Annotated in this window: 28 protein-coding genes; 10 read left to right on the forward strand and 18 right to left on the reverse strand. The window is 64.6% G+C overall.

Going from position 1 to position 24,890, the window contains the following annotated elements; genetic code table 11:
* Positions 1–10: 10 nt before the first annotated feature.
* The 4 genes from MTX21_RS28165 to MTX21_RS28180 are packed head-to-tail and all read left to right on the forward strand — an operon-like array spanning position 11 to position 3,322.
* The gene (locus MTX21_RS28165; protein ID WP_280967906.1) at positions 11–826 is read left to right on the forward strand and encodes an ABC transporter ATP-binding protein; all 816 of its coding nucleotides are present in this window, start codon (positions 11–13) and stop codon (positions 824–826) included.
* Entirely contained in the window at positions 823–1,641 is an 819-nt protein-coding gene (locus MTX21_RS28170; protein WP_280967907.1) for an ABC transporter permease, read from the forward strand. Before MTX21_RS28165 ends, MTX21_RS28170 begins: the two co-directional genes overlap by 4 nt.
* The gene (locus tag MTX21_RS28175; protein ID WP_280967908.1) at positions 1,641–2,630 is read left to right on the forward strand and encodes a 2-hydroxyacid dehydrogenase; all 990 of its coding nucleotides are present in this window, start codon (positions 1,641–1,643) and stop codon (positions 2,628–2,630) included. Before MTX21_RS28170 ends, MTX21_RS28175 begins: the two co-directional genes overlap by 1 nt.
* The gene (locus MTX21_RS28180) at positions 2,630–3,322 is read left to right on the forward strand and encodes an AprI/Inh family metalloprotease inhibitor (RefSeq protein ID WP_280967909.1); all 693 of its coding nucleotides are present in this window, start codon (positions 2,630–2,632) and stop codon (positions 3,320–3,322) included. The genes MTX21_RS28175 and MTX21_RS28180 overlap by 1 nt, the downstream gene beginning before the upstream one ends.
* A 38-nt stretch (positions 3,323–3,360) precedes the next feature.
* Here MTX21_RS28180 and MTX21_RS28185 read toward each other — a convergent pair whose 3' ends face one another.
* The gene (locus MTX21_RS28185) at positions 3,361–4,734 is read right to left on the reverse strand and encodes a peptidoglycan-binding protein (protein WP_280967910.1); all 1,374 of its coding nucleotides are present in this window, start codon (positions 4,732–4,734) and stop codon (positions 3,361–3,363) included.
* 287 nt (positions 4,735–5,021) lie between these two features.
* Between MTX21_RS28185 and MTX21_RS28190 the strand changes: the two genes are divergently transcribed.
* Positions 5,022–5,396, forward strand: a complete 375-nt coding sequence (locus MTX21_RS28190) for a hypothetical protein (RefSeq protein ID WP_280967911.1) — start codon at positions 5,022–5,024, stop codon at positions 5,394–5,396.
* A gap of 35 nt (positions 5,397–5,431) precedes the next feature.
* Here MTX21_RS28190 and MTX21_RS28195 read toward each other — a convergent pair whose 3' ends face one another.
* From MTX21_RS28195 to MTX21_RS28210, 4 genes are read right to left on the reverse strand one after another with little or no spacing between them, the layout of a single operon-like run.
* Positions 5,432–5,917: a hypothetical protein gene (locus MTX21_RS28195; RefSeq protein WP_280967912.1), complete on the reverse strand. Its 486-nt coding sequence runs from the start codon at positions 5,915–5,917 to the stop codon at positions 5,432–5,434.
* A gap of 4 nt (positions 5,918–5,921) precedes the next feature.
* On the reverse strand, positions 5,922–6,737 hold the full coding sequence (locus MTX21_RS28200; RefSeq protein ID WP_280967913.1) for an FAD:protein FMN transferase: 816 nt from the start codon (positions 6,735–6,737) through the stop codon (positions 5,922–5,924).
* Between the two features lie 3 nt (positions 6,738–6,740).
* Positions 6,741–7,196 carry an FMN-binding protein gene (locus MTX21_RS28205; RefSeq protein WP_280967914.1) on the reverse strand — a complete coding sequence of 152 codons (456 nt, stop codon included), beginning with the start codon at positions 7,194–7,196 and terminating at the stop codon, positions 6,741–6,743.
* A 24-nt stretch (positions 7,197–7,220) separates the two neighbouring features.
* A complete protein-coding gene (locus MTX21_RS28210) occupies positions 7,221–8,123 on the reverse strand; it encodes a DUF6662 family protein (protein ID WP_280967915.1) in 903 nt (300 codons plus the stop codon).
* Between the two features lie 486 nt (positions 8,124–8,609).
* Here MTX21_RS28210 and MTX21_RS28215 point away from each other — a divergent pair, with 486 nt between their 5' ends.
* Positions 8,610–8,915, forward strand: coding sequence for a YMGG-like glycine zipper-containing protein (locus MTX21_RS28215; RefSeq protein WP_280967916.1), 306 nt, complete (start codon positions 8,610–8,612; stop codon positions 8,913–8,915).
* Between the two features lie 69 nt (positions 8,916–8,984).
* Here the strand turns inward: MTX21_RS28215 and MTX21_RS28220 are convergent, their stop codons facing one another.
* From MTX21_RS28220 to MTX21_RS28235, 4 genes are all read right to left on the reverse strand, one after another.
* Positions 8,985–9,158: a hypothetical protein gene (locus MTX21_RS28220; RefSeq protein ID WP_280967917.1), complete on the reverse strand. Its 174-nt coding sequence runs from the start codon at positions 9,156–9,158 to the stop codon at positions 8,985–8,987.
* Positions 9,159–9,251: 93 nt separating this feature from the next.
* The gene (gene radC, locus MTX21_RS28225) at positions 9,252–9,965 is read right to left on the reverse strand and encodes a DNA repair protein RadC (RefSeq protein ID WP_280967918.1); all 714 of its coding nucleotides are present in this window, start codon (positions 9,963–9,965) and stop codon (positions 9,252–9,254) included.
* 60 nt (positions 9,966–10,025) lie between these two features.
* On the reverse strand, positions 10,026–10,847 hold the full coding sequence (locus MTX21_RS28230; protein ID WP_280967919.1) for an intradiol ring-cleavage dioxygenase: 822 nt from the start codon (positions 10,845–10,847) through the stop codon (positions 10,026–10,028).
* Between the two features lie 79 nt (positions 10,848–10,926).
* Positions 10,927–11,868, reverse strand: a complete 942-nt coding sequence (locus MTX21_RS28235) for an EamA family transporter (protein ID WP_280967920.1) — start codon at positions 11,866–11,868, stop codon at positions 10,927–10,929.
* A 131-nt stretch (positions 11,869–11,999) separates the two neighbouring features.
* On the opposite strand from MTX21_RS28235, the gene MTX21_RS28240 reads away from it, so the two are divergent.
* Complete coding sequence (locus tag MTX21_RS28240; RefSeq protein ID WP_280967921.1) at positions 12,000–12,596, forward strand: Ada metal-binding domain-containing protein; 597 nt, start codon at positions 12,000–12,002, stop codon at positions 12,594–12,596.
* Positions 12,597–12,632: 36 nt separating this feature from the next.
* On the opposite strand, the gene map is transcribed toward MTX21_RS28240, so the two are convergent.
* Together map and MTX21_RS28250 are read right to left on the reverse strand one after the other, a co-directional pair.
* Positions 12,633–13,451, reverse strand: a complete 819-nt coding sequence (gene map, locus MTX21_RS28245; protein ID WP_280967922.1) for a type I methionyl aminopeptidase — start codon at positions 13,449–13,451, stop codon at positions 12,633–12,635.
* A gap of 129 nt (positions 13,452–13,580) precedes the next feature.
* On the reverse strand, positions 13,581–14,897 hold the full coding sequence (locus MTX21_RS28250) for a mechanosensitive ion channel domain-containing protein (RefSeq protein ID WP_280967923.1): 1,317 nt from the start codon (positions 14,895–14,897) through the stop codon (positions 13,581–13,583).
* Positions 14,898–15,361: 464 nt separating this feature from the next.
* Between MTX21_RS28250 and MTX21_RS28255 the strand changes: the two genes are divergently transcribed.
* Both MTX21_RS28255 and MTX21_RS28260 read left to right on the forward strand, forming a co-directional pair.
* The gene (locus MTX21_RS28255) at positions 15,362–17,155 is read left to right on the forward strand and encodes a potassium/proton antiporter (RefSeq protein WP_280967924.1); all 1,794 of its coding nucleotides are present in this window, start codon (positions 15,362–15,364) and stop codon (positions 17,153–17,155) included.
* Positions 17,156–17,484: 329 nt separating this feature from the next.
* Positions 17,485–17,745 (forward strand): hypothetical protein, encoded by a 261-nt coding sequence (locus tag MTX21_RS28260; protein ID WP_280967925.1) that lies wholly within the window; start codon positions 17,485–17,487, stop codon positions 17,743–17,745.
* A 158-nt stretch (positions 17,746–17,903) separates the two neighbouring features.
* Here the strand turns inward: MTX21_RS28260 and modC are convergent, their stop codons facing one another.
* The 7 genes from modC to MTX21_RS28295 form a co-directional block, all read right to left on the reverse strand.
* On the reverse strand, positions 17,904–18,566 hold the full coding sequence (gene modC, locus MTX21_RS28265; RefSeq protein ID WP_280967926.1) for a molybdenum ABC transporter ATP-binding protein: 663 nt from the start codon (positions 18,564–18,566) through the stop codon (positions 17,904–17,906).
* Between the two features lies 1 nt (position 18,567).
* Positions 18,568–19,263, reverse strand: a complete 696-nt coding sequence (modB, locus tag MTX21_RS28270; RefSeq protein ID WP_280967927.1) for a molybdate ABC transporter permease subunit — start codon at positions 19,261–19,263, stop codon at positions 18,568–18,570.
* Between the two features lie 27 nt (positions 19,264–19,290).
* Positions 19,291–20,076 carry a molybdate ABC transporter substrate-binding protein gene (gene modA / locus MTX21_RS28275; RefSeq protein WP_280967928.1) on the reverse strand — a complete coding sequence of 262 codons (786 nt, stop codon included), beginning with the start codon at positions 20,074–20,076 and terminating at the stop codon, positions 19,291–19,293.
* A gap of 191 nt (positions 20,077–20,267) precedes the next feature.
* Complete coding sequence (locus MTX21_RS28280) at positions 20,268–20,774, reverse strand: hypothetical protein (RefSeq protein WP_280967929.1); 507 nt, start codon at positions 20,772–20,774, stop codon at positions 20,268–20,270.
* A 1-nt stretch (position 20,775) separates the two neighbouring features.
* The gene (locus MTX21_RS28285) at positions 20,776–20,985 is read right to left on the reverse strand and encodes a TOBE domain-containing protein (protein WP_280967930.1); all 210 of its coding nucleotides are present in this window, start codon (positions 20,983–20,985) and stop codon (positions 20,776–20,778) included.
* Positions 20,986–21,214: 229 nt separating this feature from the next.
* Positions 21,215–22,159: a penicillin-insensitive murein endopeptidase gene (gene mepA / locus MTX21_RS28290; RefSeq protein ID WP_280967931.1), complete on the reverse strand. Its 945-nt coding sequence runs from the start codon at positions 22,157–22,159 to the stop codon at positions 21,215–21,217.
* A 73-nt stretch (positions 22,160–22,232) separates the two neighbouring features.
* On the reverse strand, positions 22,233–22,625 hold the full coding sequence (locus tag MTX21_RS28295; protein ID WP_280967932.1) for a hypothetical protein: 393 nt from the start codon (positions 22,623–22,625) through the stop codon (positions 22,233–22,235).
* Between MTX21_RS28295 and MTX21_RS28300 the strand changes: the two genes are divergently transcribed.
* Positions 22,624–24,771 (forward strand): EAL domain-containing protein, encoded by a 2,148-nt coding sequence (locus tag MTX21_RS28300; RefSeq protein ID WP_280967933.1) that lies wholly within the window; start codon positions 22,624–22,626, stop codon positions 24,769–24,771. The two genes, MTX21_RS28295 and MTX21_RS28300, sit on opposite strands and share 2 nt — an antisense overlap.
* Positions 24,772–24,890 lie beyond the last annotated feature (119 nt).

A 24,890-nucleotide genomic window follows, 5' to 3' on the forward strand; every position in this document is an offset into this window, starting at 1 on the left:
CGCCAGGCCGATGTCAGACGTCAGAGCTTCGTCCGGGGCCGAGGCCGGCCTGACGGCGCTGGCCGTCAGCCTGCGCGGCGTGACGAAGACCTACGACAACGGCGTCATGGCGCTCGGCCCGCTCGATCTCGCCGTGCGCAAGGGCGAGTTTGTCTCGCTGCTCGGGCCGTCCGGCTGCGGCAAGTCGACCGCGCTGCGCCTGATCGCGGGGTTAGGTGCGCCTTCGTCCGGCACGGTGCGTGTGTCGCGCCATGAGGGCGCGGCGCAGCCCGGCCACGGCATCGGCTTCGTTTTCCAGGAGCCGACCCTGATGCCCTGGACCAGCGTGCGCGAGAACGTGCGACTGCCCTTGAAGCTCGCGCGCCTGCCGAAGGCCGAGGCCCGCGCACGTGTCGATGATGCGCTGGCGAGCGTCGGCCTTGCCGAATTTGCCGACGCCTTTCCGCGCGAGCTCTCCGGCGGCATGAAGATGCGGGTGTCGCTGGCGCGCGCGCTCGTCACCGATCCCGACATCCTCTTGATGGACGAGCCCTTCGCCGCGCTCGACGAGATCACGCGCTTTCGCCTCAACAACGACCTGCTCGCGCTGTGGCGGGGCCTGCGCAAGACCATCATCTTCGTCACCCATTCCGTGTTCGAATCCGTGTACCTGTCGCAGCGGGTGGTGGTGATGACGGCGCGCCCCGGCCGGATCCAGGCCGACATCCGCATCGAGACGGTCGAGCCGCGCGGTGAGGAGTTCCGCACCTCGGCCGCCTACGCTGATTACTGCCGCAAGGTGTCCGGCGCGCTCGCGCCGTCCTATTCGGGACAGTCGATGCTATGAGCGCGCAATCCTCCGCTTCAGCAAAGCCGTCCGGGGCGCAGCGTGCGGTGCGCTTCGTGCTTCCTGTGATCGTCTTTGCCGCCGGTCTTGCCGCCTGGGAGCTCGTGGTTCGCGTCAGGGAGATCCCGCCTTACGTGCTGCCGGCGCCCTCGGCCATCTTCGTGACGCTGATCAACGACTGGGCGGTGCTGTCACAATCGCTCGCCACCACGCTGCTGACCACGCTCGAAGGCTTTGTGGCCGCGAGCATCGGCGGCATCGCGCTCGCGCTGCTGTTCAACCAGTCGAAATGGGTCGAGTATTCGCTGTTCCCCTACGCCGTCGTGCTCCAGGTCACGCCGGTGATCGCGATTGCGCCGCTGCTCCTGATCTATCTGGAGCAGCAGACTGCGGTCGTCGTCTGCGCCTTCATCGTCGCCTTTTTCCCGGTGCTGTCCAACACCACGCTCGGGCTGAATTCGGTCGACCGCAATCTCGCCGGCCTGTTCCAGCTCTATGACGCGTCTGGATCCCAGACCCTGCGCTTCCTGAAATTGCCATCGGCGCTGCCCTATATTCTCGGCGGCCTGCGCATCGCCGGTGGGTTGTCGCTGATCGGCGCGGTCGTGGCCGAGATCGCGGCGGGCACCGCCGGCGCAGGCTCCGGGCTCGCCTACCGGATCGCCGAATCCGGCTATCGTCTGAACATACCCCGCATGTTCGCGGCGCTGCTTTTGCTGTCGCTTGCCGGGATTGTCATCTATGGGGTGCTGGCGCTAGTTTCGCACCTCGTTTTGCGGCGCTGGCATGAGAGCGCGCTTGGAAAGGAAAGCTGATGACCACCGGTTCGATTTCGTCCGAAAAGACCGACCTTCTGATCTATGGGCCGGTGCGGCCGATCCTCGACAACGGCTTCTCCGATCATTTCGTCGTGCACAAGGCCGAGACGCGCGCCGACCTGGAGCGGCTGACGCCGGCGGTTCGGGAAAAGATCCGCGGGATCGCGGTGACCTATCACACCGTGCGCGCCGACAAGGACTCGCTGTCACTTTTCCCGAAACTCGAGATCGTGGCGAGCTTCGGCGTCGGCTATGATCACGTCGATGCCAAATACGCGCGCGAGCACGATGTCATCGTCACCAATACGCCCGACGTGCTGACGGAAGAAGTCGCCGATGTCGCGATGGGCCTTCTGCTCGCCACCTTGCGCGAATTCATCAAGGCCGACCGCTATGTGCGCTCCGGGCTCTGGCTCACGCAGAACTATCCGCTGAGCGTCGGCTCGCTGCGCGACCGCAAGGTCGGCATCGTCGGCATGGGGCGGATCGGCCAGGCCATTGCGCGCCGGCTCGAGGCCTCGCTGGTGCCGGTGGTCTATCATTCGCGCAACCCCGCCAAGGACGTCTCTTACAAGCACTATCCCGACCTGATCGAGATGGCCAAGGCCGTGGACACGCTGATGGTCATCGTGCCCGGCGGCGCCAGCACCAACAAGATGATCAATGCCGAGGTGCTGAAGGCGCTGGGGCCGCGTGGCGTGCTGATCAACGTCGCGCGCGGCTCCGTGGTCGACGAGCCGGCGCTGATCCAGGCGCTGAAGTCCGGCACCATCCTCGCCGCCGGCCTCGACGTGTTCGCCGCCGAGCCCAACATGCCGGACGAGCTCAAGGCGATGCAGAACGTCGTGCTGCTGCCGCATATCGGCTCGGCCTCGGTGGTCACGCGCAACGCCATGGACCAGCTCGTGGTCGACAATCTCAAGAGCTGGTTCGCGGGCAAGGCGCCGTTGACGCCGGTGGCGGAAACTCCGGTGAAGGGGCGCTGATGAGGATTCTTCGGGGCTTCGCATTGGCGATCGCGGCATGCGTTGCCGCAGCGAGCCCTGCGCCGGCGCAGGATGCGACGACCCTGAAGAAAGAGATGGTCGGGCAGTGGGAGCTCTCGACCACCGAGCGCAGCAAGACCTGCGTCGTCACGCTCAGGGGTGATGCCGCAGGTCATGGCCTCAAGTTAGAGCTCGAGCCCGCCTGTAAGACCGCGCTGCCATTCACCAAGGACATCGTCGCTTGGAGCGTCAAGGGACTCGACATCGTTCGCTTGCAGGATGCGGCCGGCGAAGCCGTGATCGACTTCACCGAGGTCGAGGCCGGTATCTTCGAAGGCTTGCGGCAGGGCGAGGGCGTCTACATCCTGCAAGACCTCGCCGCCGCGCGTTCGATGGCCAAGTCGATGGACCAGATGATCGGCGACTGGTCCATGGTGCGCGGCAACGGCCAGCCGGTCTGCGGACTGACGCTGACCAACACCGAAGCGGGTCCGGACAATTTCCAGGTCTTCCTCAAGCCGAAATGCGATGCCGTCATTGCGCAGTTCAATCCGACGCAATGGCGGCTCGAGCGTGGCCAGATCATCCTGATGTCGAAGGCCGGCGAGACCTGGCAGTTCGAGGCCGATGACAACGCGCAATGGCGGCGCGTTCCCGACACTGCCGATCCCCTGATCATGCTGCGTCAATAGGCGCGCCGCCGCGCGCGATCCGCGCTCAAGACACCAGCTTAGGTGACCGGCTTGGGCGGCGGAGCGGTGCCCTGCGCCCATTTCTCCAGCTTGCCCAGCACGCCCCAGGCCGAGAGCGCCAGGAATATCGGCATGGCGAACTGGCCGAGACCCGGTACGGCCGACACGATCGTTCCGAACAGGCCCGCAAGACCTCCCGCATTGGGGCTCGCCGTCACCGCGGACAACAGCGCGGTGATGAGCGTGCCGCCGATGCCAAGCGCGGTCTTCCTGCCATCCAGCAGCTTGCCGATCGTCTCGCCGAGCGCGCCGTTGACCTGGCCGAGCACGGGCTTGCCGTTGCCGTTGAGCAATGTGCCGAGCACCTCCACGACCTGCTTCAACTGGTCGACCGGCGCGGCATTGGTCGGCGAGACTGTTCCGGGCATCGGGGCGGTCTTGTTGACGAGGGAGAAAAGACGTTCGAACACGCTGATCGGATCGTTGGTCACCGCTGTGGTGCCGCCCGGTGCCGTGCCTGCCGCCGGTGGCCGCATGACCTGCGCGAGGTCCTCCAGCCGCTTCAGGATCTGGGACAGGTCGACGGGCGGCGTCACCGTGATCGGTTGGGACGCCCGTGTGATGGCGGCAATGGTGGTTGCATCGAGCAGGCCCGAATCGTTGATGCCGTTCTGCTGCTGAAATCTCGAGACCGCTGCCTTGGTCTTCGGCCCGCTGATGCCGTCCTCGGCGAGCGGCGGATTGGCGCCGAGCCGGTTGAGCGCCTGCTGCATCAGAACAATCGTCGCCGCGGCCTCCTCGTCGGGCTCGGGATTGCCCGCGCCCGGCGGACTGCCGTCGAGGTTGATCGAGGAATCGAGCGTCATCATCGCATGCAGGATCACGGCCGTTCCGAGCTGCGAGTCCACGTGGCTCGGATCGAACACGTGGTCGCGGACGAACTTGCCGGCCCTCGCCTCGGGTGGACCGTAGAGCGTCGAGCCGCCGTAGAGATAGGGCGAGTTGACGCCCTTGGCGTGATAGCCGAAGCCGTTGAAGGCCTCGAGCCGGAATAAGGTTCGCGCGGCGCTCCAGTCCGTCGCGCCGACGAAGTCCTGGATTCTCAGCGCATCCACGGCGCCGTCGACGAACGAGCTGAACGGGCCGCGCCCCTTCGGTACGATGGTCGTCACGCGATTGAGCGACTGGCCGTTGCCGAGATAGGTGTCGAAATCGAAATTGGACTCGCGATAGTGGCAGAGGGCGACGAAATGCCAGGGCACACCGGTGCGTTGCTCGATCTGCTGATAGGTCTTCTTGCCGTTGATCGCCCGATGCGCCACCGCGTTCGCATCGTCAAGGCGTGAGGGCCGGATCTGGAGGTTGGCCCAATTCCTCTCATATTCGCTCTTCAGGCTCTGAAATGACACCATGTCCCGCTCCCGCGAAACTGTTAAAATTGTTCGGACTTTGTGCAAACTTGGTGAGAGCTCCGTGCCGTCCTCGCGGCAAGAGCTCTCGGCGTAATGGGCGCAATGTTGCAGGCTGCCGGCTCAGTCGCGTGTGAACTGGCTTACACGGCGGGTACGAAATCGCTGAGGTTGCCGCGGTCAAAGGCCGCAATCTTTCGCGCAGCCGGCGATACGACGACGCCGGAATCCCGGAACCCGCCGGACCCGTCATCCGTTAGCGACAGCGATGATCCCGCAGGAGGCCCCGCATGACCAAGCGCGTTCTTGCGATCGGCATCGAGCCGGGCAGCGTGGACTATAGTGCGCTGCCGCAGCTCACGCCTGAGCTCGTCCGTAACTACATCGAGGCGCAGCTCCTGCGGCTGCGCGGTCTCGGCTTCGAGGTCACGAGCTGCCTGATCGATCTCGACGTCACGGCGGAAGCCGCCGTTACGGCGGCGTTGCGCGACGAGAGCTTCGATTGCATCGTGATCGGCGCGGGCCTGCGAGAACCGAAGGAGCGCCTCCTGTTGTTCGAGAAGATCCTCAATCTCGTGCATCGTCTGGCGCCAAATGCCGCAATCTGCTTCAATACGACGCCGGCGGACACCACTGAGGCGGTGCAGCGTTGGCTGTCCCCATGACTCGAACGAGATTCGTTTAAAAATCGTCCCGGCGACTAGCGTCGGCCGATGATCGCGGATGCAAAGCGGCTCCGGCCTTCCGTTGTCTGATCTTCGCGCGGCGCGGCGGCGTCCACGCTGCGCCTGACCGCTGCAGTGAGCATCGCGTGGACGGGAAACAGCGCGATACAGGCGAGCCCGATGGCGATGTGGACCCAGCGGGCCGGCTCGCGGGTCTGTTCGCTCCCGTAGTAGAGAACGAGGCCTGTCACAGCCAGCAAGACGAGCGTGGCGAGCGTAGTGCCGCCGGTCCACCGCTTGCGCTGCCGTTTCCAGCCCGAACGCACATGTAGCGGTAGCAACGAGCCAATCACGATCAGCATCGCATAGGCCGAGATACCGTGCAGCGTCAGCAGCAGCCGCTCACTTTCACCGGGCTCGGCCTCGACAAGGTCGTGCAGGACGAACCAGGCGAGGCCGCTCAGTGCGACCACGCTGGTGGTAGTCCAGACAACGCTCTTCTGAACAAGGCCGAGGCGCATGGGTTCAGGCCGCGATCGATGGCAGGTTGCCGGCGGTGATGAAAGCCGTCGCGCCGAAGCGCGCGAAGCAGGGGTGCTGTGGCTCGCCGGTCTGAACCAGGATCTTGGTCAGCGCATCGGCGACGATGCAGCTCGGCGCGACCACCGAATAGGCTCGGCCGTCCGTTCCGGAGCTCGGCGACCGAGACGCCCCGTCTCGACCGATAGTAGCGGCGGCAGAGGAGGTTGCAACGGCACCGTTGCGTAAGTGTCCCGCCGGGATCAGGCCTACGTTCGGAACGTGCACGTGGATCGGCTGGTCGATCTCGCCCATCACGCGCAGATCGCCGCCGGCATTGACGGTCGCACTTCGGATGCCTGCCGACCGAAGCGAGGCGATGGCACGATCCACCGCATAGCCCTTGGCGATTCCGCCAAGATCGATTGCGACAGGTGTCGTCAGGCGCACGGATCGATCGGCCGAAAGGTGCACTGCGCCGAAGTCGCCCGCGGCAACATGATCGAGGTCGTCCGATGGCAGCAAGTCGCGTCGCATCAACTCGAAGCCGACTGCACAGTCGAACAGGCCGTTGCTTGCAGCATGAAGCGTCTGAGCATGACGCAGAACGCGTGCCGTCCAGGGGTGAATCGTCACAGGCAACCGGAACGCCTCCCGGTTGATGCGCCCGATGTCGCTCCTGCCATCGTGGAAACTCATCAAGCGCTGAACCAGCGATACCGCCTCGAAGGCGCCGGCAATCGCCTTTTCGGCGGCGGCCTGTGCGATGCCGTCGACCTCGATCTCCACGATCGTGCCCAGCAGCGGTCGCGCGCGCCTCATGGCCTACTGCCCCTTCAAACTCTGGAACTGCCCGACCAGGCGCCGCACGCCATCGGTGATATGCTTGGCCGACAGCGTCGCGCCGCTGATGTTCTTGATATCGACGTTTAGCTGCAGCGGCGAACTCGCGCTCTTGCCGACGAATTGCGACCGCCACGAGGCCTCCCGAACTTCATAGCCATAGGACTCGTTATATTCGAGGATCTCGATGCGCTTGACCGTGCCGGCGGCGGTGATGCCGACGGCGTATTTGATGTATTCGTGCTTGCCCAGCACGCGGTCGATGACGACGATCCCGCCCGAGGAGGCACGAAAAACGCCCGCCCTGCCGCCGGGCGAGAACGAGGCGCCGGGAAAGATCGCCTGCATCGCCTGCTGTTCGCTCATGTACACGTTGGCGCTTGCCGGCGCGATCACGACGATCGCCGCCGGCGCTGCGATGAGTGGTGTCCACTTCATCTTGCTGCCTCGAAATGCCGGAGTTCATTTCACGGCGAAAGGAACGCCGAGGCGGAACATCACCTCGTCGCGCGCATGCTCGTCGCCGTAGATGCGTCCGTGCTTCACGACCGACGCCTGATCCTCATTGTAGGTGATGACCATCGGAAGCTGATGGCGCCAGGCCAGCGTCCACCAGAATTCCTTCTGGCCATAGTGGATGACTGGTCCGGCAAAGAACGCCGAATGTTCGGGGTTATTAAACCAATAGCCAGTGAATTCGTTGTGAATGCGCGTCTCGAGGCCGATCATCCAGTTCGGCGCCACGAGGTAGGACGCACCGAACGTCACGTCGATCGGCGAAGCTCTTTCGATTGAACCGTCGGCATAGACCTCGCGCTCATGCTGGCCCATGATGTTGAGGGCGAGGATCAGGCGATCGTCGAGAAAATTCTTCTGCAGGATTACCCGCCATTCAAGCTCCTTCTCCTTCGGGCCGATCTCCGGCTCGATGTAAAGCGCAAGACCGATGGGATCGGTCACGGGGTTCAGAACCTGATAGATCGCCTCGAAGGAAACTGAGTCGAAACGCGTCTTCTCGTAACGCGAGTATTGATCGAAGGATGCGTCCAGGAATTGTGTTGCGCCCGGTCCGCCCGTTGTCCCATCGAATCCGTTGCGGTAGGCGTTAGCGTAACTCCAGTTGAAGTAGCCGGAAATCTGGAGCTGGTTGGTGAGGCCGTACTCGATCTCCTCCTTGTTCCGCATCAGGAAATACTGGCCCTGCGACTGGCCGGCTTGCATGAACGACTTGTGCTCGTATTCAAACGTGCCCTGCGGATGCAGATCGGCGGTGTAGATCCAGCCGAACGGCGATTCCCCTGCATTTGCCTGGCAAGCGGACAGCATCACAGTCGCCGCGCAGATCGGTCCCACTAAACGCTTCACTGTTGTCCCCTTCAGAGAAAGCCTCTGGCCCTCGGCTACAGTGACATACGAAGGCGTGACAATAGGTCTCAGTCCGGAATCGATCTAAGCGCGCACCGCACGTGGATCAGTTACGGCTCGACCTTGTCCTGCTAAGCGTCGGGAAAAATAGGCAAAAGGGCGATCAGTACGGCTTGCTGATCGTGCCGCATCGTCAATTCGGTTTTGAGAGATTCCAGTTTTGATTGATTCTAGACGCGGCGGTGGAGACCTCGCCGATCGCTTTGCGCCGTTCTCGACGGCTCATAGGGCGAAGTGAATATGTCGGCGCCGCCGGAAATGTAGACTTGCTTCCGATGGGCGTGTCCAGTCACGGTGTCTTCGTTCCGTCGCGGCCTCGCCGCGGACATCGAGAACAGTACCAATTCCCAGAAATCCGCGATTGCTGTGGCTGGAATTCGTAGCCCGCGCTATCACTTGCGGCATCAGATGGGGAGGATTGCGAAAATGCTTCGAGGTCTTGGAATTGCGGCATGTCTGACGGTTGCCATGGCGATGCCGGTTCATGAGGTGGCGGCGCAGGATGCCGTCGGTGGCGCCATCATCGGCGGCGTCGGCGGGGCGATCCTGGGAGGTGCGCTTGGTGGCGGCCGCGGAGCGGCAATCGGCGCCGTTGTCGGCGCCGGCACCGGTGCTGCGATCGCCTCCGAAGGCGAGCGGCGCCGCTCCGGCTATTATGCCTATCAGCGCGGCTGCTACATGCAGCGTCCGGACGGCTACTACGTGCGGATCGATTCGCGATATTGCTATTGAGAAGTTTTGCTTTGACCTGCCGCCGGCGTCACGCGCGTGATCGCCGGCGTAAGGCTTCGTCGCGCCGAGTTAGTCGAGGCGCGTTTCGACCCGTCTCTGCTGGCACGACGGCATGTCTATAGGAGCAGGCATCATCATTGGGCTCAATTTCTCGATCTGGTCGAGAAGCCAGTCGACCAGATAGCCCGGGCTCAGCAACGACAGGCCCGTGCTCCACATGCGCTCGATTATCTGATTCACCATCGATTCCCCTCCTTCGATGATGAATGAGTGTGACACACGTTCCCTGCGGCCCGAAGCGAAGAGTTAATAGTTGGTAAACGGGCGGCGGATGACCTAGATCAACCGCATCCCGCGCAGGCTCGCATGCCCGCTTCTACCGACGATGATGTGGTCGTGCACGGCGATGCCGAGCGGTTTGGCGATATCGATGATGGCCTTGGTCATCTGGATGTCGGCCTGGGAGGGCGAGGGATCGCCTGAGGGGTGGTTGTGCACGAGGATCAGGGCAGTTGCCGATAGTTCAAGCGCGCGCTTGACCACCTCGCGCGGATAGACCGGCGTGTGATCGACAGTACCGGTCTGCTGCACCTCGTCCGCGATGAGCTGGTTGCGCTTGTCGAGAAAGAGCAGTCGGAATTGCTCCTTGTCGGCAAACGCCATGCTGGAGCGGCAATAGTCGATCACCTCGTTCCAGGATGACAGCGCGTTGCGGCTGTTGACCTCGCCCTTGGTCACGCGGCTTGCGGCGGCCGCGATCAATTTGAGCTGGTTGACGACTGACTCGCCCACGCCGTCGACCTCGCGCAGCCGCGCGACGGGCGCATGAACGACCTCGGCAAACGAGCCAAAGGTCTTGATCAGCGTCTTCGCGAGCGGCTTGGTGTCGCGACGCGGCAGCGCCGGAAACAACGCCATCTCCAGCAGCTCGTAGTCGCTGAGCGCATCCGGACCGGCGCTATAGAAGCGCTCGCGCAGCCGCTCGCGATGGCCGTGATAGTGCGGCGTGTCCTCAGACTTGCTGTTGCCGGAGTCGGGTTTGGCGGGCATCGCGCGCCAGCATCGCCGCGGGTCACGTCTTTTGCAACCGTCAATTGCGCTGGCGCCGCTCTAGCGCCCCGGCTTCAATCCCGGCACCAGCGCCGCGAGCCGGTCCTTGATCGGGCGGCCGAACATCGATCCGCCCATGCCTGACGGCGATGGACCCGGCGGAGGTCCGCGGCGCCCGGCGGTCGCATCGGCGCGGCGGTCGACGCCGAGCGTCAGCGTCGCAACGTAGCGGTCGCGCTCCTCCTTCACCGCGCAGAAGGCGCGATGCTCGGGGTCGGAGCGTCCGATCACATAGTCATTGGCGTTGATGATCGTGCGCTGCCGGGCGCGGTCCTTGTAGGCGGGAACGTTGACGTAGATGAACTCGTTCAGTGCGTCGGGCAGGAAAGTCTGCCCGGTCAGCACCGTGCGGTCGTCCAAAAACACCTTGAAATGGATGTGCGTGGCACGGCCGTCATACCAGCCGGGATAGATGGTGTTGAACGCAACCCAGCCGGCCTCGTCGGTGACTTGCGTGCCGCGCAAAAACGTCTTGCTGGTCGCGTCGACGTTGTGGCCGTCACCCTGGCCGGGAAAGGCCGAATAGAGGCCTTTTGCATCGCAATGCCAGATGTCGACCCGGGCGTCCTTGATTGCCGTGCAGGGCCCGGCTTCGATCACGCGCAGCCTCAGTGTCAGCGGCACGCCGGGCCTGCCCTCCGTAATGTCGGACCGAACGAGTTTCGGGTCGGCATAGAACGGCCCTTCCTCCGCCTGGGGCGTCAGGATGCAGGCCGGCTCGATGTCGGCGGTGGCTGGAGCTGCTTGGGCACGGGTCTGCAGCAGGCCGGCGACGCTGGCGGACACGAATCCAAGGAAACCGCGACGCGTTGACTTGGCCAATCATCTCTCCTGTTAGCCCCGAGGAGAGATCGTCATCGGCAGGGGGGATGGCAAGATCAAGCTGCGACAATGGCGGCAATCAGATCGATTGTTTCTCGCTGTGTCGCTTCCGTGGAGGCACCGTGACAGCCACCACCCCGGCCACAATGAGCAGCATTCCGGCCAGACCAGACCAGGTAAAGCGCTCGCCAAGCAGGGCGATGCCGAGTGCCACCGCGAATCCCGCGCGCAGGTAGCTCCCGCTGGTCGTGCCGAGTGGGCCGAGCGTGTGGATCAGCCGGAAATAGATCACCATCGCAAGCGCGGTGCAGACGGCCGCAAGGGTGACGACCGCCGTGATCGCCTGTGCCGTCAGCGCCAGCCTCCATGGCTGCTCGAGGACGGCGGCCGCGGGCAGCATCAGGATCGCGGCGCAGCTCATGGCACCGGCGGCCGTGACGATTGCGGGAAGGTTCGAGAACCGCTGTCCCCATATCGGCGCGAGCGCGTAGCAAAGGCTCGCGCCGAGCACGGCCGCTTGCGCCAGCGGTGCCGCCGTGCCGATCCCGGAGAGCGCATCGATGCCCATTGTCACGGCCACGCCTGCGAGGCCAAGACCGACACCGATGACCTTTTGGCTGCTTATGGTCCGGCGCCCGCGTCCGGTGATCATCGCGATCGCGAGCACGAACATCGGCGGGGTTGCATTGAGCACGCCGGCCAGCCCGCTCGCGATATGCATCTCGCCCCAACTGATCAGGGTGAATGGCAGCGCGCTCTGCAGCAGCCCTTGCACGAAGAAAGCGAGCCAGACCGACCCTTGGCGGGGAAGGAAGTGTCCTTGCGCGGTGGCGATCAGGGTCAGGAGAATGGCTGCGATCGTCACGCGTACGGCAACCATTGTGAACGGCGGAATCGTCGGGATCGCCACCTTGATCAGCGTGAATGAGCTGCCCCAGATCAGCGAAAGGAGCAGTAACAGCCCGATCTCGCGCGCGAGTGTGGTTTGCCCTGACCTTGCCTGTGGCGCCTGCGTGCTCATGGGATCTGCTCCGGAACTTGTCGCCACCATGATCCCGAACGGCGGCGCAGGCTGGCCGAATTCGGACCTCATCGCCCGATCGAGTCCGGTTTCGGCTACTCGGCGGGATGGGTTGAGACTACCTTTCCGTCATGGCGAGAATTCCAGCCCATCGGCAAGTGCTGCCGCCGCATCTCGATTGGGAGACCTGCGATCGGGCGCGGCTGGCGCGTGCCCGCGCGTTCGACGGCCTGTTCTTCTCCGGCGTTCGCTCGACGCGGATCTATTGCCGGCCGGTCTGCCCGGTTCGCCCGGCGCGCTCCGAGAACGTCACCTTCTATGCGACCGCGGCCGCCGCCGAGCGGGCCGGTTTTCGCCCGTGCCTGCGCTGCCGGCCGGAAGCAGCGCCGGGGTCACCGGCGTGGATGGGGACAGCCACTACCGTTGCGCGCGGGATGCGCCTGATCAATGACGGTTTTCTGGATCGGGGGTCGATGGCGGAGCTCGCCGAAATCCTTGGAGTCGGGCCGCGCCATCTGCTGCGCCTGTTCATGCGCCACGCCGGCGCAAGCCCCAGCGAGATTGCCGCGACGCGGCGCGTGCAGGAAGCCAAGCGCCTGATCGATCAGACCGATATGACATTGGCGGAGATCGCCTTCGCGGCCGGATTCGGCAGCGTTCGTCGGTTTAACGATGCCTTTGCCGCAACCTACAAGCGGCCACCATCGTCATTCCGGCGCCGGCGATAGACGTCGCGATGGTGTGAGCGAGCCGCGCTAAAAAAATCAGCCGATCTGCTTCTCGCCGTGCCGTTCCGACAGCGTGAAGATCTCGACGCCCGTGGCGGTCACGCCGACGGAGTGCTCGAACTGCGCCGACAGCGAGCGGTCGCGGGTCACGGCGGTCCAGCCGTCGGAAAGGATCTTCACATGCGGCTTGCCGAGATTGATCATCGGCTCGATGGTGAAGAACATGCCGGGCTTGAGCTGGACGCCCTCGCCGGGTCGGCCGATATGGATGATGTTGGGCTCATCGTGGAACATGCGCCCGAGACCATGGCCGCAGAAATCACGCACCACGCTCATGCCCTGCGGTTCGACGAAGCTCTGGATGGCGTGGCCGATGTCGCCGGTGGTGGCGCCCGGCTTCACTGCGGCGATACCGCGCATCATCGCCTCGTAAGTCACCTCGATCAGCCGCTCGGCCTTGCGCGCGATCGGGCCGATCGCATACATCCGGCTGGAATCGCCATACCAGCCGTCGACGATGAAGGTGACGTCGATGTTGACGATGTCGCCTTCCTTCAGCGGCCGATCGCCGGGCATGCCGTGGCAGACCACGTGGTTGAGCGAGGTGCAGGTCGAATAGCGATAGCCACGATACATCAGCGTCGCCGGATAGGCGCCGTGGCCAAAGGCGAACTCGCGGACGTACTCGTCGATGCGCGAGGTCGGCACGCCCGGGCCGACGATGTCGGTGAGTTCGTCGAGACACTTGGCCACCAGCGCTCCCGCCTTCCGCATGCCGGCAAAGGCGCTCGGGCCATGCAGCTTGATCTGTCCGGTCTTGCGGAGCGAGGTATCGGTGGCTTCGACGTAGCTCATCTGGTTGCGATCTTTACGGGCTCGAGGCTGGTCGCGATGTCGGCGGAAGGGCTTGATTTCACGCCCTAATCTAATGATCGCCGGCCTTCATGCAAGCCAAGCTTGGCCGTCCTGCGTCTGAAAGGCGACTCAATTCGGGACTTCTACGGTGGTTTCCACCGGCAGAGCGCCGCCGCGGATGCGGATTTCGCGAACGGGGTAGGGAACCCGGATACCTTCGCGCTTGAAGGCCTCCCACAGCGCCAGCATGACGTCGCTCTTGACGTTGTCCATGCCGTCGGGATCGGCGAGCCAGAGGGTCAGCGAGAATTTCATCCCTGCCTCGGCAAACTCGGTCAGGATGCAGTTCGGCGGCTTGCCCTTCTGCGCGCGCGGGTGGGCGGCGGCGGTCTCGATCGCGAGCTTGCAGACGAGCCTCGGATCGGCGTCGTAGTTGGTGCCGAAGGTGATCTTCACCAGCGTGTTCTTGTCCGTATAGGTCCAGTTGACGACCTTCTGCGTCACCAAGTCCTCGTTCGGCACCAGGAATTCGCGGCCGTCGCCGGCGGCAACGGAAATATAGCGCGTCTTCATCGCGCTGATGCGGCCGGTATTGTCGCCGATGGTGACGAGATCGCCCGGCTTCACCGACTTGTCGGCGAGCAGGATGATCCCCGAGATGAAGTTGGCGACGATCTTCTGCAGGCCGATACCGATGCCGACGCCGACCGCGCCGGAAAACACCGCGAGTGCAGACAGATCGATGCCGACCGCGCCGAGCGCGATCACGATGGCGACGGTGAGAAGGCCGATCCGGATGATCTTGACCAGCAGCACCTGCACCGACGGCGTCAGGTCGGTCGTTGAGTTGATCCGGCTCTCGGCGAAATTGCTCGCGACGTTGGTGAGCCAGAGCGCGATGATCAGGAGCGCGCCCGCCTTGATCAGCAGCAGCGGCGTCAGCCGCAGGCCGCCGAGCACGATCGCGAAGGAGTCGAGCATCTCCACCGTCGCATCGAGCTGGCCGATGATGGAGAGGGCCGCGACGAACCACGCCGTGATCGACACCAGCTTGACGATGAAGGCGTTGCGCAGCACCGAGGTCACGAGCCGAATCGCGAGCCAGGCCAGCCCCAGCTTCGCGGCGACCATCAGCAGGTAGCTCCGGCTCGGCCAGGTCGCATGATACATCACCACGCGGGAGATGATCACGAGCAGGGTGAACACCGCCGTGGAGGCGCTGGAGACCATCACGCGGGCGAAGTGGCGAAGTGGCAGCGGCCAGCGGATCGCCAGGTTCGTCATGTCCACGCGGTTGCGAATGCCCGCTTCCGCCGCATAGGCGATGCCGGCCGCGGTCAGGATGAGACCGAACTGGAGGTAGAACCACGGCGACGAGATCTCGGCGCCGACGCTGCGCGCGGTCGTCTGCACGAACTCCGTGAGGTCTTTGAGGTCCATGTCCATTCGGGCGGTCTCGTCGGTGATCAGGGCGGGACGGATGATTCGAGGGCGCCGCAGAATCCCACAAAGGGAGCGGCCGAACCATCGATACACCGCCATGTGATGCGAGTTAAGGCCGCAAAATACGGGCAGATTGCCGCGAGCGGGAGAAAATGGGTTGGCGCGGGAATGCGACGACGATAAGGATCATGAGCACATGTTTTCGAGCTGGGCAAATCTGTCGGTCGTGGCACACCTCACCTCTCCCCGCTTGCGGGGAGAGGTCGAAATTCGAGCGCAGCTTGAATTTCGGGTGAGGGGGACTCTCCGCGAGTCTCTCAGTCACCGTCCCTGTGGAGACTCGCCCTCACGCCACCCTCTCAGGGCGAACTCTGCTCGTCCCGACCCCGCAAGCGGGCGAGGGAGTGGCCCGGCCAGTGCCCGTCTGAACTGAATCCCGTCGATCTTGGAGTAACCCGCAGCACCACATGGCTTCTCTCGACTCGGTCAGCATCGCCATTCTGCTCGGCGCCGTCCTGGTGATGGCCGGCATCCTCTCGAGCCTGCTCGCGCTACGCTTCGGCGCGCCGCTGCTGCTGGTCTTCCTTGCGATCGGCATGCTGGCGGGCGATTCCGGCCCCGGGCAGCTCCAGTTCGACGATGTGCGCACGACCTATCTGGTCGGCTCGGTGGCGCTCGCACTGATCCTGTTCGACGGCGGCTTGCGGACGCGGTTTGCGAGCATCCGGACCGTGCTCGCGCCGTCGGTGGTGCTTGCGACCGCCGGTGTGCTCCTCACCGCGCTGATCACTGCCCCCTTCGCCAAATTCGCGCTCGACCTGAACTGGTCCGAGGCGCTCCTGGTCGGCGCGGTCGTCGCCTCGACCGACGCCGCTGCGGTATTCCTCCTGGTGCACACCCAGGGCCTGCGCTTGCGTCCGCGCGTCGGTGCGACGCTGGAGGCGGAGTCAGGCACCAACGATCCCTTCGCGATCTTCCTCACGCTGATGCTGGTGGAATACATCTCGCTGGGGTCGGGCACGGCGGGCCATGTGCTGATCGAATTCATCCAGGAGGCGGTGCTGGGCGCCGTCATCGGCGTGATCGGCGGACGCCTGGTCGTCGTGGCGCTCAACAAGGTGGCGCTGCCGCAGGGCCTGCATGCGCCGTTCGTCACCACCGCGGCGCTCGTCATCTTCGGCGGCTCGCAGATCGTGCACGCCTCCGGCTTCCTCGCGGTCTATCTTGCCGGCATCATTATCGGCAACCGTCCGACGCGCGCCCACAATTCGGTGGTGACATTTCTCGACGCGGCGACCTGGCTCGCGCAAATCGTGATGTTCGTGCTGCTCGGCCTTCTGGTCTCCCCGCAGCGGCTCGGCGCCAGCGCATTGCCGGCCGTCGAAGTCGCCTTTGTGCTGATGCTGATCGCAAGACCGCTGGCGGTGTTCGTGTGCCTCGCCCCTTTCCGCTTCAACTGGCGCGAGAAGATCTTCATCGCCTGGACGGGCTTACGCGGTGCGGTCGCGATCTTCCTTGCATCTATCCCGATGCTGGTCGGATTGACGAAGGCTTATCTCTATTTCGACGTCGCCTTCGTCGTCGTCATCATCTCGCTTTTGCTGCAGGGCTGGACGCTGGCGCCCGCTGCGCGGAAGCTGCACGTGGCGCTGCCGCGCGCCGAGCGCGGGCCGCGCCGCGTCGAGCTGGACCTGCCCGGCCAGCTCGAGCAGCAGCTCGTCGGCTATTCCGTCCGTCCCAAGAGCCTGTATTTCCGCCGCGGTCTGATCCCGTCATGGTCCAAGCCGACGCTGGTGATCCGCAACGAGAGCATCCTGACGCCCAACGAGGCCGATCCGATCGCGCCGGGCGACTACATCTATCTGCTCGCTCCGCCGGAAAAGGCCGAGTCGCTCGACCGCTTCTTCGTCGACATGCAGCCGAGCTCGGCGCCCGATCCGCATCTGCTCGGCGACTTCATGGTCTCCGGCGAGCACACCCTCGCCGAGCTCGCCGAGATCTATGGCGTGAAGGTGAGCGAGGACGAGGGCAGGCTGACCCTGGCCGATTATTTCGACGTTCACCTCGATCGCGCACCGAAGGAGGGTGCGGAGCTCGCGCTCGGCGAGATCGTGCTGGTGGCCCGCTCGATCTCCGGTGGCCGCGTCAACGTCGTCGGCCTGCGCCTGCCGGAGGACGAGGAGAAGCCGGAGCCCGTGACGCGCGCGCAGGCCCTGCGGCGCAAGCTCGCCGATCTCTGGACCTCGGTGGCGGGGATTTAGGTGCCGCGCGTTCCGTATCGAGTTTGGCAGGACGGAACCAGCCCCACTCTCGTCATTGCGAGCGCAGCGAAGCAATCCAGAATCTTTCCGCGGTGAGAGTCTGGATTGCTTCGCTGCGCTCGCAATGACGGAGTTTGTTGAAGCGCCATACCATAAAACGGCGTCCTGAAGTTCGGGAGAGAGTGGCGCCCATTTCGTAGGGAACCTGCCACCAAAACGCCGCAAGCGCCGAAAGTTTCCGCTGTTCCCTTAGGGTTGCGGCCGGAACGCATGCCCGTTCTGCTCGTTCTTAGCGGCGTAACGGTCAACGTCTTTGACAGGAGCAGTCCATGCGAAAACTCATCTTGCCGGCCATCGTCGCGATCGGCTTAGGGGCGGCCGCGCCGGCGATGGCCTTCGATACGGGCGATCAGATCTCGATGCAGGCGGCGCTCGATGTCGCGACCGACATCGGCGTCATGACCGTCTCCCACACCCAGTTCCTCGGCGACGAATGGCGGATCGAGGGCCGCGATCGTACCGGCCGCTGGATGCAGGTCTTTGTCGACGCCAGCACCGGCGACGTGCGCAACGTCGAGCGTGGGTGGTAGGCCGGCGCGATCTGAAGATGACGCGATGAAATAGCGTCATCTTCACCGTCGTCCCGGGGCGCGCATAGCGCGAGCCCGGGACCCATAACCACAGGATCGAGTTTGGCGAAGACTCGTGGGTTGCCAGTCTCGCGCCACAACTCCTCCCTGCCAACGCCTCACGACAACACCTTCACCCCGCCGAACGACGTCACCCGGCCTTGCTTCAGCATCACGATTTGCGTGGCGAGCTGGCGCAACTCGGCGACGTCGTGGCTGACATAGACCATCGGCACATTGGCGTCGTCGCGCAGCCGCATCAAATAGGGCAGGATCTCCAGCTTGCGGCCTTCGTCCAGCGCGCCGAGCGGCTCGTCGAGCAGCAGCAGGCGCGGCTTGGACAGGAGCGCGCGTCCGAGCGCGACGCGCTGGCGTTCGCCGCCGGAGAGTTTCCCGGGGCGACGGTCGAGCAGCGCGCCGATGTCGAGCAGGTCGATGATACGCTTGTGCTGCACGGGATCGGGCGCGAGGCGATTCATCCGCCGGCCGTAATCGAGATTCTGCGCGACGTTGAGATGCGGAAACAGCCGCGCGTCCTGGAAAACGTAGCCGATGCGGCGGCGATAGGTCGGTACGTGGATGCCGGCCGCGGTGTCGTCGACGACATCGCCGTCAATCGCGATGGTTCCGTGGTCGGGACGCAAGAGGCCCGCGATCATGTTGACGAGCGAGCTCTTGCCGGCGCCCGACGCGCCGAACAGGCCGGTGACGCGGCCCTCGCTGGTGAAGGAGGCGTGCAGCGAGAACTCACCGAGTTGTTTTTCGACCTCGACATGCAGCATGTCAGTTTCCATGCAATCGCGCGGTCGCGCGGCGAGCGAACCACTCGGCGACGATCAGCGCGCCGAGCGCGAGCACGATCGAGATGATGACGAGCCGGCCCGCGGCAGCGTCGCCATCGGGCGTCTGGATCAGCGAATAGATCGCCGAGGAGATCGTCTGGGTCTCGCCGGGAATGTTGGAGACGAAAGTGATCGTCGCACCGAACTCGCCGATTGCCTTGGCAAAGCCGAGCACCATGCCAGCGAGCACGCCGGGCAGCGCCAGCGGCAGTGTCACCGTGAAGAAGATTTTCCAGGGCGCCGCGCCCAACGTCTCGGCGGCCTGCTCGAGCCGACGATCAATCGCCTCGATTGACAGCCGCATCGGCCGCACCAGAAGCGGAAACGACATCACGCCGCAGGCGAGTGCCGCGCCGGTCCAGCGGAAGGCGAAGACGATGCCGAGATGATCGGCGAGAAAGCCGCCGACGAGGCCGCGGCGGCCGAAGCTGAGAAGCAGGAGATAGCCGGTGACGACAGGCGGCAGCACCAAGGGCAGGTGCACCAGCGCGTCGACGAGCGACTTGCCCCAGAAGTCGCGGCGGGCGAGCAGCCATGCCAGGGCAACGCCGAACGGCGTCGCCACCAGCGTTGCGATGACGGCGACCCTGAGCGAGAGCAGGATCGCCGTCCATTCCGCAGGCGTGATCTCGGACATCAAATCGCAAACATCAAGTCGCAAAAATCAAGTTGTCGGGCTGATCAGGAACTTGAAGCCGTACTTCTCCAAAATCTGCTTGGCCACCGATGAGCGCAGGAAGGCGAGATAGCCGCTGGTCTCCGGCTTCGCTGCCGTGGTCGCCGCGACCGGATAGATGATCGCGGGATGCGAATCCGCCGGGAAGGTGCCGACGATCTTGACGCCGGGCTCGACCTTGGCGTCGGTCGAATAGACGATGCCGAGCGCAGCCTCGCCGCGGGCCACCAGCGTCAGTGCCGCGCGCACGCTCTCGGCCATGGCGAATTTCGCCTCCGCCGCCTGCCAAGCGTCGAGCTTCTCCAGCGCCGCCTTGGCATATTTGCCGACCGGCACCGCCTTCACGTCGCCGGTCGCGATCTTGCCGTCGCCGGCGAGCTTTGCGAGATCGAAGCCCTGGGCGATCGTCACGTGATCGATTTTGGAATCCTTCGGCGCGATCAGCACGATGTTGTTGCCGAGCAGGTTGACACGGGTCTGTTCGTTGATGGTCTTCTTAGCCGTCGCGTAGTCCATCCAGTCGGTATCGGCGGAGACGAACACGTCGGCCGGCGCGCCCTGCTCGATCTGCCTCGCGAGCACTGAGCTCGCGGCATAGCTGACGCTGAACTTGATGCCGGTCTTGGCGGTGTAGGCGGCGTCGATCTCGTCGAGCGCGTTCTTCATCGAGGCCGCGGCGAACACGGTGATGGTCTTGTCCTCGGCGGCGGCGGGCGAGAGGCTCGCGCCCGCGAGGATCACGAAGGCGGTGAAAAGTCCGGCAATGCGAAACATGGATAGCGCTCCGTGCAAGCTCGCGCGTGCAGGCGCACGCGCAAATCTGGCGTTGGTGGGTCAGGCACGATGGGCGGAAGCGCTGTTCCGCGGGGCCCCGTAGCGGCTTACGGCCGACGGGGATATCGCTGCTCGCGAAGATAGCAGGCTGAGGCTTCAGGTCAAAGGCGACGGTTTGTCTGGAGGCGGGTCTATTGCGCCGGCAGGATCGCGATCGAGACAGCGTTGTCCTTGGCGCCGCTGACCTGGAGCACCAAGGGCTGTGCGGCAAGCTCGTATTTCATGGTCTTGCGGATGCCGTCGCAAGCGGTCGCGCCGCTGAAGGCGACGGGCTTGAGCACGTGCCCGTCCTGTATCACGTCGACCCAGGCGCCGGCCGAGAGGCTGACGGTGTAGAGCCCAGCCTTGGGCGCGGCCTTGAAGCTCGCGAAGCCGGCAAAGGTACCCTCCTTAGGCGTGCGTTCGGGGGGCGTCGGCAGCTTGGCGTCCGCGGGCGTCACCAGTCCCAGCGTAATGGCCGATGACGGCAAGGTCGCCTGTTCGCTCCCCGTTGCGAGCTTCGCACGGTCCGGCGTCGTGAGCGCGGCGCGCTCGCGCGCGATCGGCCATTTGAACTTGTCGCAGCCGCTCGGCTCTTCGGCCGCGAGAACGGGGCCGGCACCGAGCAGCAGCAGCGCGAGGATCAGAGACGTGCGCATGTCAGTCGACCGCGATCATGACGTCGGAGGCCTTGATCACGACGATGACCTGGCCCTGCACCTTGATGCCGAGATCGTCGACCGCCTCGTTGGTGATCGCGGAGGTCACGATCGTGCCGTTGCCGATGTCGACACGGACGTGGGAGGTCGTTGCTCCCTTCGTGACCTCGACGACGGTGCCCTTGATCTGGTTGCGTGCACTGATGCGCATGGAGCTCTCGCGACGCTGGCGCGCGCGACAATGCCGCGCGTGGGAGATGAATCGGATCGGTGAGGGCGGGATACGCATCCCGGTAAAGCCGCCCGCTTACGGCCAAGGCGACGCCGCATCCTAGCGCATTCGCGCGGTGCAAGCCAGCTAGTGACTTGTCATCCGGCATAAGCGCATCGGTGCGATCTCGTCGTCGTTCCGGCTATCGCCAGGACGACGGCGGTGAGCGCTACGGCTTCGCATCCGGCGCATGCAGCACGGCTTTGCAGGCGGCCGGCATCTGCGCCAGTGTCATCGGCGGCTTGGGCTTGGGCGGGATCAGTGGCGGCTTCGGGTGCAGCACCGCATCGCTGAACCAGTAGGCGAGGTCGGAGGGCTTGCAGCCTTCGTCCTCGGACTGCGACTTCTGGCTCTCGCATTCACTGGCGCCCGGCGGGCAGCGCATGCGGATGTGGAAGTGATAGTCGTGGCCCCACCAGGGGCGGATCTTCGACAGCCAGGAGCGGTCGCCCTTGGCCTCGCGGCACAGCGCCTTCTTGATCGCGGCATTGACGAAGATGCGCTGCACCGCCGGCTCCTGCGCGGCGTCGCGCAGCACCAGCACGTGACCTGACGTGAACACTCTCGGATCGATATCGAGCCGGTCCTCGCGCACCATCATCACTGCCGACATCTCCTCGCGCTCCTCGCGCGAAAGACGATGGTCGGGCATCGGCGTCAGCCAGATGTCGGCGTCCAATCCGATCTGATGGCTGGCATGGCCCGACAATGCGGGGCCGCCGCGCGGCTGGCCGATGTCGCCCACCAGGATGCCCGGCCAGCCGGCGTCCTTGTGCGCCTTGGCCGCGAGCCGCTTGATCAGCGCGATCATGTCGGGGTGGCCCCAATTGCGATTGCGCGACAGCCGCATCACCTGCCAATTGTCGCCGTTGAGCGGCATCTGCGCGGCGCCGCCGATGCAGCCCTTGACGTAAGAGCCGATGACATGCGCCGGCCCCTTCGAGGGCAGGACTTGTCGCGCGAACAGCTCCTTGGCGCCGATCTTGGGATCGTTGGGATTGGCGAGCGGCGGCAGCGGATTTGGATTCACGCTGCCCTTGTCCTGGGCCAGCGCAGCGCCGGCGAGCAGGAGAGCCAACAGGAGCAGGAGAGGGGTGATGCGGCGGGGACTCATGCAGACGTTGTTATAGCCCAACACAACGTCAGGGTTAAGATTTAGGTCATGCCTGCCTCCGGCGGCCTCTTTATTAACGCAGCGATAACCGTGTGTCGGATTGACCAAAATTCGCGCGAAGCAATCCGGAATGGGCCTGCCCTGTGTGCAAATGGACACGTCGCCGGACTTGATTCATGAAGAGCGCGCGTTTTTTTGCGCCATTCCACTCTTCGATCGAGACTGTATGCCTCGGCTGCCGCGCCAGCTTGGACGGCGGCGCCTCGCAAACAGGCACAAAACTAAGATTCGCAACCTGTCGCAGCGGACGGCGCTGCAGGTCACGGCCCGAGATTACTGTTTTTTCAGACACTTGCCCGAAGACTTGCGGCCACTGGGTGCGAGTGGGACGTGTGACGTTGAGTTTGGGGTCTCGAAAAGCAAGAAAGCGAAAGCGGTTGGCCTGGAGCCGCGGGCGCTTGCGCATGCCTGGCTCTGCGGCCGCAGCTCCGCAAAGTTCGTCTGTCGAGATCGACGAACTCATGCGCAGCCGCGCCGAGGCGGAGGCTGCGATCGCGGACGCGCGCAAGTCGCATGAACGCCTTCGCCAGGCCATCGACATCCTGCCGCAGGGCATCGTCTTTCTCGATGCCGAAGGCCGCTATGTCCTCTGGAACAGGAAATACGCCGAGATCTATCGCAAGACCGCCGATCTGTTCGCGGAAGGCGCGCGCCTCGAAGATACCTTGCGCGTCGGCGTCGCGCGCGGCGACTATCCGGAGGCGATCGGCCACGAGGACGAGTGGATCTCCGAGCGGCTGCAGAAACTCTATCAACCGGGCGCACGCCATGAGCAGAAGCTAGCCGACGGCCGCGTCATCCTGATCGAGGAGCGGCTGACCGATGATGGCGGCGTCGTCGGCCTGCGCGTCGACATCACCGAATTGAAGCAGCGTGAGGCCTCGTTCCGCCTGCTGTTCGACGGCAATCCCGTCCCCATGATCGTGTGCGCGCTCGATGACGAATGCATTCTCGGCGTCAACGATGCCGCCATCGCTCACTACGGCTATAGCCGTACCGAGTTCGAGAAGCTGACGATCCGGTCGCTGCAGGCGTTCGACAGCGAACCGCCCTGGACCACCGACCGCTCCAGCGAGGAGCAGGCCGCGCGCACCTGGAAGCACGTCAAGGCCGATGGCGCCCTGATCGATCTTGCGATCTACTCCCGCGAGCTGACCTATGCCGGCCGGCCGGCGGTGCTGCTCGCGCTGATGGACATCACCGAACGCAAGCGCGCCGAGGCGCGGCTCGCCTTCATGGCCCAGCATGACGGGCTCACGGGCCTTCCGAACCGCAACCTGCTGCGCCAGCAGATGGACGAGATGCTTCTGCACACGCGCCGCAGCGCCGAGAAGGTCGCGGTGCTGATGCTCGGGCTCGACAATTTCAAGGCGGTCAACGACACGCTGGGACACGCGGTCGGCGACAAGCTGCTGCGCGGCGTAGCCAAGCGGCTGCGCTCGACCTTGCGCGAGGAGGATGCGCTGGCGCGGCTGAACTCGGACGAGTTCGCCATCGTGCAGAGCGGGCTCGCACGCCCCGAGGACGCGGTGATGCTGGCCAAGCGCCTCCTCGAAGCCGTCGCCGATCCCTATCTGCTTGACGGTCATTCCGTGGTGATCGGCGCCTCCATCGGTATCGCAATGGCGCCCGCCGACGGCGAGGATTCGGAGAAGCTGCTCAAGAGCGCCGACATGGCGCTGTCGCGCGCCAAGATCGATGCCCGCGGCACCTTCGCGTTCTTCGAGGCTGCCCTCGATGCCAGGGCCCAAAGCCGCCGCAAGATCGAGGTCGAGCTGCGCGACGCGATCCAGAACGACGTGCTGCGGCCCTATTACCAGCCATTGGTCGATCTCTCCAGCGGGCGCATCACCGGCTTCGAGGCGCTGGTGCGCTGGCCGCATCCCGAACGCGGCATGGTCTCGCCGGCCGAGTTCATTCCGGTCGCGGAGGAAACCGGCTTGATCAATCCGCTCGGCGGCTTGATGCTGCGCCGCGCCTGCCTCGATGCTGCGACCTGGCCGGATGACGTCCGCGTCGCCGTCAACCTGTCGCCGCTCCAGTTCCGCAGCGGCAATCTGCTTTCGATCGTGACCGACGCCCTGAAGCAGTCCGGCCTGCTGCCGCGCCGCCTCGAGCTCGAGATCACCGAGACGCTGCTGCTCGAGAAGAGCGCGCAGGTGCTGGCGACGCTGCACGCGCTGCGCGCGCTCGGCGTGCGCATCTCGATGGACGATTTCGGCACCGGCTATTCCAGCCTCAGTTATTTGCGCAGCTTTCCGTTCGACAAGATCAAGGTCGACCAGTCCTTCGTGCGCGACTTAGGGGCCAATCGCGAGGCGCAGGCGATCATTCGCTCGATCGTCAGCCTCGGCAAAGGTTTAGGGGTCACCATCACCGCCGAGGGCGTCGAGACCGAAGCCGAGTTGAGCTGCCTCAGGGCGGAAGGCTGTGACGAGGGTCAGGGCTTTCTGTTCAGCAAGGCCCGGCCCAATGCCGAGATCATCAGCCTGTTGGCCGCGCAGCGCGGAATCGATGCCGCTGGTGACGAGGACGCCGCGCTTGTGGCGTGACGGCGCACCGCACTCCGTCATTGCGAGCCAACGGGTCCGCGCGACGCGCGGCCCCGTTGGCTCGCAATGACGATGCGGAACGAGACAATCTCCCGCCGATAGCGGCATCTCGAAGGATG

This window comes from Bradyrhizobium sp. ISRA430 (assembly GCF_029909975.1).
Lineage (GTDB): Bacteria > Pseudomonadota > Alphaproteobacteria > Rhizobiales > Xanthobacteraceae > Bradyrhizobium.